The sequence below is a fragment of the Salmonella sp. 32100201201700099SM genome, from assembly GCF_017572645.1.
GTDB lineage: Bacteria > Pseudomonadota > Gammaproteobacteria > Enterobacterales > Enterobacteriaceae > Salmonella > Salmonella enterica.
The window spans coordinates 419,263-432,796 of the sequence record NZ_JAGERQ010000001.1; the positions used below are offsets into that span (position 1 = coordinate 419,263).

At 49.8% G+C, this 13,534-nt stretch carries 12 protein-coding genes and 1 pseudogene; 6 read left to right on the forward strand and 7 right to left on the reverse strand.

The window, feature by feature from the left end; translation table 11 throughout:
- Nucleotides 1–201 precede the first annotated feature (201 nt).
- Entirely contained in the window at nucleotides 202–1,059 is an 858-nt protein-coding gene (locus J4685_RS02120; RefSeq protein ID WP_077905006.1) for a GyrI-like domain-containing protein, read from the forward strand.
- A 387-nt stretch (nucleotides 1,060–1,446) separates the two neighbouring features.
- Complete coding sequence (locus J4685_RS02125) at nucleotides 1,447–2,556, forward strand: hypothetical protein (RefSeq protein WP_000275519.1); 1,110 nt, start codon at nucleotides 1,447–1,449, stop codon at nucleotides 2,554–2,556.
- A gap of 212 nt (nucleotides 2,557–2,768) precedes the next feature.
- Here the strand turns inward: J4685_RS02125 and J4685_RS02130 are convergent, their stop codons facing one another.
- Together J4685_RS02130 and J4685_RS02135 are read right to left on the reverse strand one after the other, a co-directional pair.
- Nucleotides 2,769–3,005 (reverse strand): YgdI/YgdR family lipoprotein, encoded by a 237-nt coding sequence (locus J4685_RS02130; protein ID WP_001168012.1) that lies wholly within the window; start codon nucleotides 3,003–3,005, stop codon nucleotides 2,769–2,771.
- Between the two features lie 128 nt (nucleotides 3,006–3,133).
- Nucleotides 3,134–3,724 (reverse strand): TetR/AcrR family transcriptional regulator, encoded by a 591-nt coding sequence (locus J4685_RS02135; RefSeq protein ID WP_000208479.1) that lies wholly within the window; start codon nucleotides 3,722–3,724, stop codon nucleotides 3,134–3,136.
- 77 nt (nucleotides 3,725–3,801) lie between these two features.
- On the opposite strand from J4685_RS02135, the gene bdcA reads away from it, so the two are divergent.
- Nucleotides 3,802–4,515: an SDR family oxidoreductase gene (gene bdcA, locus J4685_RS02140; protein WP_000171961.1), complete on the forward strand. Its 714-nt coding sequence runs from the start codon at nucleotides 3,802–3,804 to the stop codon at nucleotides 4,513–4,515.
- 90 nt (nucleotides 4,516–4,605) lie between these two features.
- On the opposite strand, the gene J4685_RS02145 is transcribed toward bdcA, so the two are convergent.
- Together J4685_RS02145 and J4685_RS02150 are read right to left on the reverse strand one after the other, a co-directional pair.
- The gene (locus J4685_RS02145) at nucleotides 4,606–5,475 is read right to left on the reverse strand and encodes an aldo/keto reductase (RefSeq protein WP_000456776.1); all 870 of its coding nucleotides are present in this window, start codon (nucleotides 5,473–5,475) and stop codon (nucleotides 4,606–4,608) included.
- 275 nt (nucleotides 5,476–5,750) lie between these two features.
- Complete coding sequence (locus tag J4685_RS02150) at nucleotides 5,751–6,656, reverse strand: LysR family transcriptional regulator (RefSeq protein WP_000359207.1); 906 nt, start codon at nucleotides 6,654–6,656, stop codon at nucleotides 5,751–5,753.
- A gap of 118 nt (nucleotides 6,657–6,774) precedes the next feature.
- On the opposite strand from J4685_RS02150, the pseudogene J4685_RS02155 reads away from it, so the two are divergent.
- A pseudogene (locus J4685_RS02155) lies at nucleotides 6,775–7,703 on the forward strand (aromatic alcohol reductase).
- Between the two features lie 96 nt (nucleotides 7,704–7,799).
- Here the strand turns inward: J4685_RS02155 and J4685_RS02160 are convergent.
- Complete coding sequence (locus J4685_RS02160; RefSeq protein WP_001216566.1) at nucleotides 7,800–9,413, reverse strand: ABC transporter substrate-binding protein; 1,614 nt, start codon at nucleotides 9,411–9,413, stop codon at nucleotides 7,800–7,802.
- 189 nt (nucleotides 9,414–9,602) lie between these two features.
- Here J4685_RS02160 and mpaA point away from each other — a divergent pair, with 189 nt between their 5' ends.
- The gene (gene mpaA / locus J4685_RS02165) at nucleotides 9,603–10,331 is read left to right on the forward strand and encodes a murein tripeptide amidase MpaA (protein ID WP_000219108.1); all 729 of its coding nucleotides are present in this window, start codon (nucleotides 9,603–9,605) and stop codon (nucleotides 10,329–10,331) included.
- Here mpaA and ycjG read toward each other — a convergent pair.
- Nucleotides 10,306–11,271 (reverse strand): L-Ala-D/L-Glu epimerase, encoded by a 966-nt coding sequence (gene ycjG / locus J4685_RS02170; protein ID WP_001258078.1) that lies wholly within the window; start codon nucleotides 11,269–11,271, stop codon nucleotides 10,306–10,308. The genes mpaA and ycjG overlap by 26 nt on opposite strands.
- Before the next feature lie 115 nt (nucleotides 11,272–11,386).
- Here ycjG and tpx point away from each other — a divergent pair, with 115 nt between their 5' ends.
- Nucleotides 11,387–11,893, forward strand: coding sequence for a thiol peroxidase (tpx, locus tag J4685_RS02175; RefSeq protein WP_000084399.1), 507 nt, complete (start codon nucleotides 11,387–11,389; stop codon nucleotides 11,891–11,893).
- A gap of 89 nt (nucleotides 11,894–11,982) precedes the next feature.
- Here the strand turns inward: tpx and tyrR are convergent, their stop codons facing one another.
- Nucleotides 11,983–13,524 (reverse strand): transcriptional regulator TyrR, encoded by a 1,542-nt coding sequence (gene tyrR, locus J4685_RS02180; protein ID WP_001235493.1) that lies wholly within the window; start codon nucleotides 13,522–13,524, stop codon nucleotides 11,983–11,985.
- Nucleotides 13,525–13,534 lie beyond the last annotated feature (10 nt).

Sequence of the window (13,534 nt, forward strand, 5' to 3'; positions counted from 1 at the left end):
GCCTGTGAAATTATGCCCTTCGCCATGCCAATTACTTAGCTTTACTGGCAAAAGCCGATCTCCAAGTGTAAAGTTTATTCAGAAACGTCAAGCAATTTAAATCTTTCTTGTTTTGCCAGAAAAGCTAACAACCCCACTAGTTTAATAACACAGTATGTCAAACACCTTAAATGTTTATATTTTCAGCTTCAATAAAGAGGAATGATGATGAAAAAAGCGATAATAATCTCAGTATTAGAGCAAATAGAAAAAAATCTTGAAGAGAGGATTGATATTGAAAATCTGGTTGTTATAACAGGTTATTCGCGAAGGAGTTTGCAGGATTTTTTTAAAGAAAAGTGTGGCGTCTCTATCGGAAAATATATCAGACAACGCAAGTTGAGCAGAAGCGCCACTCTGCTAAAGCTGACCTCTCAGTCGGTCACAGATATCGCGTTCAGAATGGGGTTTGATTCAGTGCAGTCCTATAGTCGAGAGTTCAAAAAAACATTTGGCGTCAATCCCAATAACTATCGCAAGGCTGATTTCTGGGATCTCAGAAACCTACGGCCTCCCTACTGGCTTGACTGTGATGAGCATTATCAGTTCGAGATTTGCCAGCTTACGTCAAAAGAAATTTTCGGATTTCAAACATCTCATCAGATCGCAACAAATGACCTTCCTAAAAAAGCGTCGCCTATAAAGTGGAAAATCATTCATGAGACGCTCAGAACGTGGGGCGAAAATGTGTATTGTCTCTCGTCTTTTAAGCCGGATAATACCAAAGACCAGGTCATCGCCGTAAGCAGTTTTTTTGGTATGGAACATAATTCCGTCGATGGAGGCAAAATACCCATGTCGAGGGTAATAAAATGTGGTAAATATGCAAAATTCCATTTCGTTGGTCATAAGGAACAATATCAACAATTTTCCAATACAATATATATGTGTATATTGCCAAAACTGAATCTTATCAGGAGAGAAGGAGAAGATATTGAATACTTCCATTTGGCATCCGTCCAAAAGCAACAGAATAATGAATCCATTGTCGATCTTTATTATTACATCCCTGTACTGTAATGACGTTGTACCATCCACGCATTTCTGCTGAAAAGTCTTCTCTTTTCAGAGCGGTAATAAAACTCTCGGCATTGATTCTGATAAAATAAGTAACTATTAAATAAGTTAACGTTTGAAAGAATTGAAAAATAAATTGTTGTCACGCAACGCCGGAGCCAGGTTTCTAACAGTACTGTACGGTGTGGTGATCAGGTAATATTGGCTACAGTTTACGGTAAAAGCAGAGTCCATACTTTAACTATTAATGGGAGTATGCTGGTCGGGCGACTTGCGGGGCCTTTATGCTCCCACATTTATAATGTTGGTATGACTACATTCTCTCTATACTTTCCTATGCTAACCTTTTATCTCGTTGAGATAACGTTTAATTAAAATGTTCTCTTTTTGATGTACATTATAAGAAGATACATTATTCATATTTTCGAAATCAGAGCAGACGATATGTATACAACCATCAGAAACACAGCGCTAGCAATGGTAGCTTGTTTTTCGTATATCGCACATGCCAGTACCCACCCTCCTCTTATTATCACCAGGGGAGCCGGAGGAGACGCATCCGGAGCCACAGTCATTCATGATAATTGGCGGCATGGCACTCCTGACCTGGTCAATCTTACCGATATCCCCATAGATAAAATCAGACCAGAAAAATACAGTTGCGTACTGATTATTGGGCAAGGAGCTATAAAAGAGATGCTTCTTGCGAACAATGCCTCAGCAATACTTTCCGGAAAAACGGTTGGTCTGTATAGTCATCTGATCGATCAGAACACGCTCAGATTACTTTGGCAATTGCAGAACAAAGTGAGATTCAATCTCTTTTTTACCCGCTCGCAGATAACTCTGCTAAAACTAAGGAACATTTCAGAATATAATTTTTTGAGTTCTAAAGTAAATAATGTCTGGGGACAAGACTCACTAGCAATTGAAACAGTGGCACCTGACAGGGGTAATATACCGGAAAAAGCGCTTCCCCTCAAAACAACAGATTATGTGATCTGGCTGGGTGGAAACTATACTACCTCTTCTGGTACGCAGCGTATTTTCACAAACGATCAGATTGTTGTAGCCCTGAAGCCACTACATAATGTTATTTCATCAAATGCATCGATTGCTATTATGCTTTCACCACGTTTTTTTGATAATAGCATGAGTAAAGAAGCAAAAGTTAAACGACTGAAGGCAGTGCTTAACACCTTTTCGCGAAGCAGGGTCACATTTTATATGAATAAGGAGATGCTTGCTAATCTGAAAGAATTTGATTTGCCTGTTCAACTATCCCCCTCTTACGCAGAGCTGATGCGAATGCCCTGGGCCAGCGCTACCCAGCATTTTGCTTCTGTGGATCAATATAACCTGTTTGCTGATCTCATACCTAAAGTCACGCCGTTTCTTCTTGAACCGAATGATGCCGATCAAGCTCTCTATGCGACGGATTATCTTAATACCCGGCGTGTAAGTCTGACCCAAAATATTCTTAACCACGGTTGTGACTAAACAAAACGCGCAGAATCCGGGATAGTTAGCAATCCAAAACAGACCGTTAGCCATGAGTACTGTTTATCTTCACTATACAGGGAACAACCAAATAACTGACGACACAAATCAAGCCGAGACCCGGTATTCGGCTATTCAGGTGCTCTATTCAATTCAGGCCCAGAAACAGTCCGGTACCCATACTGGACACGGCCTCCAACTGCTTTAGCGCATTACCAGTCCAGCTTCGATGCGCCTTCTGTCGTCTGCACTATTTCACTGGTTTTAATGACGCGATGATAACCATAAGCATCAGCGTATTTCGTCATTCCGGTTGCGGTGTCAACCTCCGGCTTACCCTGCGTTTCAATAATCTCTCCCGTCCGGGTCGTCATAGTATAGGTCGTTGTACATCCGGCTAGCATCAACACTGATAAGCTAATTACCGTAATAAGACTACATTTTTGCATTTCTCTTTTCCCTGACACCTCTATTTTTGATGTACTTTACCGAATACCGCAACGGCAAGATGGATGATTAGGGCTATTGCTCCCTGTTTGCCCGTATCTGATTGGCTCAGGTTTTTTGATGCGCTGCGTTAATCCGGCAGTAATCGCTCCAGCACATCTCCAGCCAGAAGTACGCTCTCCTGAAGACGCTCCAGGCTATACCCCGCTCGCGCCTTGGCGGAAAGTCCCGCCATTAGCGTCCCCATAAAGTCCGTCATCCGGTCAGCCTCTTGCGGATACCGCATGGCGACATAAGTGCGAATCAGGTTTTCAGCAGCGATGTAAAACTCGCAGGCGGCCTCTCGTGCCGGTTTATCGTTACAATGAGCGCCCTCCAGAACCAGACATCCGGTAGCATCAGGATCGGCAGCGTAACGTCTTGCCGCTTCCATCAGCACATCGATAAGGCACTTCGCGGTCGGGCGATCGTGACGCAGAAGCGCCCCGAGCGGAATCGCGTCGGTCATCCTGTAACGCTTTAATACGCGCGTATACAGCCCTAGCTTGCTGCCAAACGCCGCATAGAAACTGGGAGGATTGATCCCGAACGCTTTTGTCAGATCCGCTACGCTCACCGCGTCGTAGCCGCGCGAATGAAATAAGTGTTGAGCGGTTTTAATGGCTTGCTCCGGATCGAACTGGCGAGGGCGACCCGGCGTTCGGCTATGTTTTGTAGTCATTACTACATAACTCCTTGACGGCATGATTTCATTACACATATTGTAGTGGCTACTACAATATCATAAAGGACATCCTGATGACGCTATTTCGCAACAAATCTGTACTGGTTTTAGGGGGAAGTCGTGGTATCGGCGCGGCTATTGTACGACGCTTTAGCGCTGACGGCGCATCGGTCGTTTTCAGCTACGCCGGATCGCGTGAAGCCGCCGAAAAACTGGCAGCGGAAACCGGAAGCACCGCCATCCAGACGGATAGCGCCGATCGGGATGCCGTCATCAGCCTCGTGCGTGAGTACGGACCGCTGGATATTCTGGTCGTCAATGCGGGCGTGGCTCTCTTCGGCGATGCGCTGGAACAAGATAGCGATGCGATAGATCGTTTGTTCCGCATTAATATCCATGCGCCTTACCATGCGTCAGTCGAAGCAGCCCGCAACATGCCGGAAGGTGGACGCATTATTATTATCGGTTCCGTGAATGGCGATCGGATGCCCGTACCGGGAATGGCCGCGTACGCCGCCAGTAAATCAGCCCTGCAAGGGCTGGCGCGCGGCCTGGCCCGTGATTTTGGCCCCCGCGGGATTACGATAAATGTGGTGCAGCCAGGTCCCATTGATACCGACATCAATCCGGAAGATGGCCCCATGAAAGAGCTGATGCACAGTTTCATGGCAATCAAACGACACGGAAGACCTAAAGAAGTGGCTGGAATGGTGGCATGGCTTGCCGGCCCGGAAGCCTCTTTCGTCACCGGCGCGATGCACACCATCGATGGTGCCTTCGGAGCCTGACGGCCAGGCGAATATCACACGGTTGCCGTCTACGCTCCGGCAACCGTGTTAGAAGCTGTTCATGCGAGAAAACATCCGCAAGCGCCGGGATCAATCGTGGATTTTAACGCCAAGACAACCGCGAACAAATTCAGGATTAAAATGCTTCACCGCTTCGCCAACGTAGCCTAAATCAAGGGCGTTGATTTGAGCCATTTCATTATCCGTTAGTGAGAAATCCCAGATGGCAAAGTTCTCTTCAATGCGTTCCTGTCGAGTGGATTTAGGAATAACCGTGACGCCACGCTGCACGTTCCAACGCAGGACAACCTGCGCGATGGTTTTTTGATGGGCATCGGCAATCCTTTGAAGCATGACATTTTCATACGGTTTATGTCTCCCGCCGCCTAACGGCGCCCACGCTTCAGGCTGAACGTTATAATGCTTCATGGTTTCCAGCGCGGCAGGTTGTGCAAAGTATGGATGCAATTCGACCTGGTTTACCATTGGCGTAATTCTGACGGTTTCACAGAAGTTGGCTAACACATGCGCATAGAAGTTGGACACGCCAATGGCTTTTAGTTTACCGGCTTTATAAGCGTCTTCCAGCGCGCGCCACGCGCTAAAATAATCGCCCATGGCCTGATGCAATAAATAGAGATCAAAATAATCTAACCCGGATTTTTTCAGCGACGCTTCAATACCTGCTTTGGCCAGATCGTAGTTAGCCATATCTTGCACCCACAGTTTAGAAGTAATAAATAACTCCTCACGGGTACACAGACCTGTCGCGATGGCTTCACGAACAGCGTCACCAACGGCATCTTCATTGCCGTATACCGCAGCGGTATCGATAAGGCGATAACCGCTGCGAATAGCGCTTAACACTGACTGCTGACATTCTTCTTTGTCGGTTACCTTAAAAACGCCAAAACCCACCATAGGCATTTTAAGGTTGTTACTTAATATTGAATATTCCACGCTAAAGCACCCTTTCGTCGTAAAGACGCCATGATAAGAGCAAAATACAGGTACAATGAGTATTGTTAAATCCGATTATATTTATACAAAAAGTTCATTAATAACAGTTGTACAGATTTTTTATTGCATCCAAACGTTCAGTGCTTGCTATATACTCGCCGTGTAGCACCCTGTTTGATAATGACTTTTCTTATGTGTCAAAACCAGTACCGTCATTTTGACCGTTTGTGAAAAAGTTTTCTGAACAGGCAATGCGATATCCGGAATAATACTTTTTAGCAAAAAGGCTCCGGCTGGCTCAGTGCCGTTTTGCACCAGTGATAAAAAGCGCGTACCGCAGGCGGCAAAAACCTGTTTTGCGGATAGACCAGCGCAAGCGGCAAATCATAAGAATGGTTGTCCATGCAGGTCACCAGCGCCCCGCTGTGCAGATACGGCGCAACCAGATAGCTGGCGACGCGAATTAACCCCAGCCCCTGTATTCCAGCCTGAATATAAGCGTCCGTATCATCGACAACCAGCGTCTCCTGCACCCGCATCGCGTAATCCTCCCCCTCACGCGTAAAAAACCAGTCGGTGGTACGCCCGGTGCGGTGGTTCAGGTAGCCGACCGCATAGTGTTTTTGCAGATCATCTAAATTTTCAGGGCTACCGTAACGCTCAATGTAAGTGGGCGATGCTGCTATCACCCAGTTAAAACTGGCGAGCGGACGGGCAACCAGCGTGGTGGAATCATCGATCCTGCCGGCCCGAATCACGCAGTCATACCCTTGAAGGATAATATCCTCCACGCTATCGCTGGAACAAAGTATCAGCTCCAGCTCCGGATACTGGCGCAAAAAGGCCGGGAGCGTGGGAATAATGCAATGTCGGGCGAGAGATTGCGGCATCCCCACTTTAAAACGCCCTTTGGGTTGTGCCGCCCGGCCGGGAAATGACGACTCCATGGCCGCGATATCTGCCAGCACTCTTTTGCACTCTTCGTAGTAACGCCGCCCCTCTGCGGTCACACTAAGTTTGCGAGTTGTACGTTGCAAAAGTTGAATCTTAAGCCAGGATTCCAGTTCTTTAACCACTCGCGATACCGTTGAGCGCGGCACGCCCAGCACTTCGGCGGCTCTGATAAAACTATGGGTATCCACTACGCAAACATAGACCTGCATCGCTTCCAGCTTGTCCATTTTCCCCCCGCCAATTATCCCATTTATCAGAACAGTCTAACCCGTCTTCGGCGTCTTATCGAACGCAGATCCCTGACGTAATCTCTATCTACAGGTGAATCAACACAGAGAGGTGCAAATGAAACAATCCAATAATCAGGTGGGTGAAAAAGTATTGGTGCTGGGCGCGGGACAACTGGGGGCGTCAGTGCTGGCGTCGTTGGTTCCGGCGGTCACACAGCGTAATGGTTCCGTTAGCGTTATTGTGTCAGGGCGATCCAGGGATAAACAGAGCAAACGACGTTCCAGCATTCATCAACAACTGGCGGATGCCGGTGCGCGGTTTATCCCGGTCGACATCGCAGACAGTTCGGTTGCAGCGTTAAAAGATCAATTCCACGGTTTTGATACGATCATCAATTGTATGGGGTTTGTCGCCGGTGCGGGTACCCAGATAAAAATCACCCGCGCGGTACTGGAGGCGGGCGTTAAGCGCTATTTCCCCTGGCAGTTTGGCGTGAATTACGATGTGGTCGGCAAAGGCAGCGGCCAGCCGGTGTGGGACGAACAGTATGACGTCAGGACGCTTTTGCGCGAGCAAAACGTCACAGAGTGGGTGATTGTTTCAACCGGTATATTTACCTCTTTTCTCTTCGAACCAGCCTTTGATGTGGTCAACTTAGCCAAAAAACCATCAATGCCCTCGGCGGATGGGAAAGGCAGGTCACCGTCACGTCGCCTGCGGATATTGGTCGCCTGACCACTGAAATTTATCTGCATCAGCCGCGTATCACTAACGAAGTCGTCTTTGTCGCGGGGGAAACGACCTCTTATGCAAAACTGGTGGAAACGGTCGAACGCGTGACGCAGCAAACTTTTACCCGAGGCGTATTGACGCAACCTGACTTACAGGAGCAGCTCCGTTTACATCCGCATGACCCAATGCTGCGCTATCGCGTCGCCTTCGCGCGTGGTGACGGTATGTGGTGGCCGATGAGTGACACCTGGAATGCACAACATCATCTGCCGACACAGGATATTGCCGCCTGGCTGAAAACACACCAATGAGAACGGCGGCATCAGGCGCTCGCTTAATCCCCATGCCTTCTGCCAGCACCAGGCGGCGGGCGTGGTTACCTTTCATCAAAAGGTAACCAGTACGCATCAGTGCTTCACGATATACATTGTACGACTATAGGCCACATCTTCTGGGTTAGTAATGGGGTATCCCTTTACCCACGGTTTAATTAACCGGCCATTGGTATACTGATAAATAGGCGCTATAGGCGCTTGTTCCGTTAAAATTTTCTCCGCTGCATTGTAATCCGCGTTACGCGCTTCGGCGGTATTTTCCATCGTCGCTTGCGTCAGGATTTTGTCATAAGTCGGATTAGTAAAGCGTGAAATATTCCCCGTATGCGTGGACGTTAATAAGGATAAGAAAGTCGACGGTTCGTTGTAATCACCCACCCAGGAGGCGCGAATAACATCAAAATTACCGGTATTCCGGCTGTCGATATACGTTTTCCACTCCTGGTTTTGCAATTTCACATCCACCCCCAGATTTTTCTTCCACATTGACGCCACCGCAATCGCGATTTTCTGATGGTTTTCTGAGGTATTGTAAAGCAGGGTTAATTTAAGCGGCTTCTGCGATCCGTAGCCTGCTGCACGCAGCAATGTTTTCGCCTGGGCGTTAAGTTCTTCCTGGTTCATTTGTTCAAACGGTGAAGGATCGGGCTTAAATCCTGCCGTGACATCCGGTGTAAAATGCCAGGCCGGTTTTTCACCGGTACCTAAGACTTTTTCCGCCATCAAACGGCGATCAATGGTCATACTTAGCGCCAGACGAACGCGGGAATCCGCCGTCGGCCCTTTCTGCGTATTAAACGCATAATAATAAGTCCCTAATTGCGGCGGCGTATAAACTTGCCCTGGAATATCCTTCAATAATTTCTGGTACATATTTTTAGGGAAAGATTCGGTGATATCAATATCACCGGCAAGATAACGTTTCGTCGCAGCCGACTCCTGGTTAATGGGTAAAAATGTCACTTTTTGCAGTACCGTTTTCGCGTTATCCCAGTAATGCGTATTAGGCTCGACCACCAGTTTTTCATTTACCACGCGCTCTTTAAGCACATACGCGCCATTGCCGATCAGTTTTCCCGGCTTCATCCAGTCTTTGCCGCTTTCGACATTCGCTTTTTGGACCGGATAAAAGGCAAAACTGGCGGTCAGACTGGCAAACCAGGGCAACGGCTTGTCAAGCTGAACACGCAAAGTGTGCGCGTCCACGGCACTGACGCCAAGCTGATCCGGCGTGACATTACCGTCGATAATGGCTTGCGCATTAGTGATGCCAGCCAGAGCGGCAAACCAGGCGAAGGGGGAAAGCGTTTTGGGATCAACCAGGCGTTGCCAGCTATAGACAAAATCCTGGGCGGTCACCGGCGTTCCATCGGCCCATTGCGCATTATCCCGCAACGTAAACGTCCAGATACGATTATCATTGCTCTTCCACTGGCTGGCGACGCCAGGGATAATTTCACCCTTTTCGTTCTGGTTAACCAGCCCTTCAAACAGATCGCGGATCACCTGAATTTCAGGCAGCCCAACGGCTTTCGCTGGATCTAACGAAGCGGGCTCATCTTTGATATGACGCACCAGTTCTTGTTTTTCTGCCAGTACCGTTCCGCCGGGAACATCCGCAGCATATGCCAGGGAAAAGCTGCTAACCAACAGCGCACAACAGGTTACTGAAACAGAATGCCTCATAGAAGTTCCTCAAAGATGAGTTAAATGACAACGTAATTATTTGTTTCAGCAGAAAGGAATGCAATTATCTTCCGCCAGAAAGTTGATATCGCGCCATACAAGAGGGTAAATAGAAACCATTTGATAATCGGTGGGTTTTACACAACACTACGATGATTACCCTACTGGTCTCAGCTTCGGGAAACGCGTATGACTGTCACCCGCCCCCGTGCCGAGCGCGGCGCATTTCCGCCAGGCACTGAACATTATGGACGTTCGCTACTTGGCGCGCCGCTAATCTGGTTTCCGGCGCCTGCCGCCAATCGCGAAAGCGGTCTGATACTGGCTGGCACCCACGGGGATGAAACCTCATCCGTGGTGACGCTCTCCTGTGCGTTACGCACCTTAAATCCAACCCTTCGCCGTCATCATGTCGTACTTGCCGTTAATCCTGATGGCTGTCAACTGGGGTTAAGGGCAAATGCGAATGGCATTGATCTAAACCGTAACTTTCCCGCCGCCAACTGGAAAGCGGGTGAGACAGTTTATCGCTGGAATAGCCGCGCGCAAGAGCGTGATGTCGTGCTGCTAACCGGCGACCATCCCGGCTCAGAACCGGAAACCCAGGCGCTTTGCCAGTTAATTCATCGACTCCAACCCGCCTGGGTCGTCTCTTTTCACGATCCGCTAGCCTGCATTGAAGATCCACGTCGCAGCGAGCTAGGCGAGTGGCTGGCCGATGCGTTTGCGTTGCCGCTGGTGACCAGCGTAGGTTACGAAACGCCCGGTTCGTTTGGCAGCTGGTGCGCCGACCTCAACCTGCACTGCATTACCGCCGAGTTTCCCCCTGTTTCCGCCGATGAAGCCAGCGAAAAATACTTGCTGGCGATGTCGAATCTGCTCCGCTGGCATCCTAAAGATGGAGTTGACCCGTCGTAAAGCGTAGCGCGGGCTCAACATCAACCGTCAGCCATGTTGGGCCATCAAGATCGGCGAAGCTCACCTGCGGCATAAGCGGCAGCGCGGCGCTAATCGCTCTTAATGTACAGAGCATACAGCCCAGCATCAGGCCGAATCCTTGCTCCCGCGCCTCCGTTGCCAGCGCCAGCGCCTCGGTCAGACCGCCGGTTTTATCCAGCTTAATGTTGATCATATCGTAGCGCCCCGTCAGGGCTTTCAGACTACTGCGAGTATGGCAGCTCTCATCTGCACAGATGGGCAACGGATGAATAAAATTTTCCAGGGCGGCGTCATCCTGCGCGGGCAGCGGTTGCTCCAGCATCGCGACATTCAGATCCGCCAGTAACTGGCAACGCGCCGCCAGCCCCTCCGGACGCCACGATTCATTGGCGTCCACAATGAGCGTCGCCTCCGGCACCGCCGAGCGGATCGCCACCATACGTTCGCTAATCAGACGAGCATCGAGTTTGATTTTCAGCAACGTCGCCCCTTTTTCCCATAGTGCCGCCGCACTGGCAGCCATCTGTTCCGGCGTGCCTATCACTACCGTTTGCGCGGTAGTAAAAACCGGGGCCAGCGTCACGCCGAGCAGCCCGGCAAGGCTTTGCTGCCGCTGGCGGGCCTGCAAATCCCATAAGGCGCTATCCACCGCGTTGCGCGCCGCGCCTGCCGGCAACAGTTTCTGCAATGCTTCGCGAGTCAGCCCGTTTTCCAACTGAGGCACAATACTCATGGTTTGCGCCATGACCGAGGCATCACTTTCACCATAACGTGGATATGGCGTACATTCCCCGATGCCTTTTACGCCCTCTTCTTCCAGTTCGACAACGACAACATGCGCTTCGCTTCGGCTACCGCGCGCAATAACGAAAGGCGTATGCAACGGCCAGGTTTCCTCATATACCTTAACAGATCTCATCTCTTCCCCTCTGATAGCGCCGGACGCGGCTTGCTACAAATAGTATTTGCCGTGTTAATGAATAATGACTTAAACTGGATTTCGACGTTAACTATAAGTAAATAGGAACATAATTATGTCACAGACTGTACATTTCCAGGGTAACCCGGTCACCGTTGCCAACGTTATTCCGCAGGCTGGTAGCAAAGCACAGGCTTTTACTCTTGTCGCAAAAGATTTGTCTGACGTTTCCCTCAGCCAATATGCAGGCAAACGCAAAGTGCTGAATATTTTCCCAAGCATTGATACTGGCGTATGCGCCGCATCAGTTCGTAAGTTTAATCAACTGGCCACAGAAGTGGAGAATACCGTCGTATTGTGCGTTTCTGCTGACCTGCCTTTTGCACAGTCGCGTTTTTGCGGCGCGGAAGGCCTGAGCAACGTTATTACGCTTTCCACTCTGCGTAATAACGAGTTTCTGAAAAACTACGGCGTCGAAATCGTTGACGGCCCGCTGAAAGGTTTGGCGGCGCGCGCAGTCATCGTGCTTGACGAAAACGACAACGTTATTTTCAGCCAGTTGGTGGATGAAATCACCCACGAGCCGGATTACGACGCCGCGCTTAATGGCCTGAAGGCATAAGCCAGCGCCTGCTGGCGCTACGTTTGTCAGTGCTACAGGCGGTGCTCTTTTGTCACAAGAAGGCCTCTATCCGGAGGCCTTCTTTTTTTCTACTCTTCACCCTTCTTCTGGCTCAGACCATATTCACGCAGCTTATTGGCAATCGCGGTGTGCGATACCCCCAACCGTTTCGCCAGTTTACGCGTACTCGGATAGCTACGATAAAGCTGGGTCAGGACAGAACGTTCGAAACGACTGGTAATGTCATCCAGAGAACCTTCCATCGCATCCTCGCCGACTGCCACCGTCGCGGCATCGTAGTCAGGCAACAGGATGTCCTGCGGACGCAGCTCATACCCTTCCAGTTGCGTCAGCGCCCGGTAAATCGCATTTTTAAGCTGGCGAACGTTACCCGGCCAGCCGTAACGAGTGAGGACCGTACTCAGATCGGCAGACAGTTTCGGTCGCGGAACGCCCTGTTCGTCGGCAAAACGCGCCACGAACAGTTCGGTCAACGGCATAATATCCTGCGGGCAATCGCGCAACGGCGGCAAATTAAGCGTCAGAACGTTAAGTCGATAATAGAGATCTTCGCGGAACAGTCCTTTTTGCACCAGCTCCACCAGATTTTTCTGCGTGGCGCAGATAACGCGGACATCAACATGAATTTCGTGATCTTCGCCGACGCGACGGAACGTACCATCGTTGAGAAAACGCAGCAGCTTCGCCTGCATACGCGGCGACATTTCGCCAATTTCATCCAGCAGCACCGAACCGCCATTCGCCTGTTCAAAAAAGCCTTTTTTACCTTCCGGCGCATGGCCAAATAGTTCGCTTTCTACCGCATCTTCCGGGATTGAAGCGCAGTTGAGCGCCAGATACGGTTTCGCTGAACGAGGGCTTGCCTGGTGACAGGCATAGGCGAAAAGATCTTTGCCGGTTCCCGTATCGCCGGTAATCAGCAGCGGCGCGCTGAGCATCGCCAGTTTGCGCGCCTGCTCAACGACGTGCTTCATCTTTGCGCTCACGGCAATAATCTGACTAAACGCGCTCAGATCCTGCGTGGACAAATTCTGTAGCTGCTGCCCCATACGAATCGTGGAACGCAACATCACGACCGCCCCGGTCAACACGTATTCGTCATTTTCGTTTTGTAAATGTACCGGCGTAATCTCCATCAGGAAGTTTTGCCCGTTGATCACGACATGTTCGTTATGGGAGCTTTGCGGGTTACCGTCCAGCCAGCGCTGAAAATTGAAGCCGTTGATTAATTGTGCGGCGGTATGGTGCCGCATTCGCTCCTGGCTCTGGGCAAAAAGCTGACAACTCGCCGGGTTCGCCATCTCCACTTTACTCTTCATATCCAATGAGAGCACCGGCTCCGGCAACGCCTCAAGCAGCGCGCTCAGGGCCAGATGTTCACGTTCGGACGGCATCCAGGGAACGGTACGGACATCCGTTACGCCGGAAATACGGCGGATTTCGGCCATCAGGCTGCTGAAGTCGGTGAATTCCAGCTCAGCAAAATTAAGATAAATTCGCCCAATGGGATCAATCTCGATTCCGCGTAAATCAATGCTACGTAACACCAGTAAATCAAGTAATTCGCGGGTCAGACCAAGTCGGTCTTCACAAAAGACTTCCAGACGCATGGGAACCTTC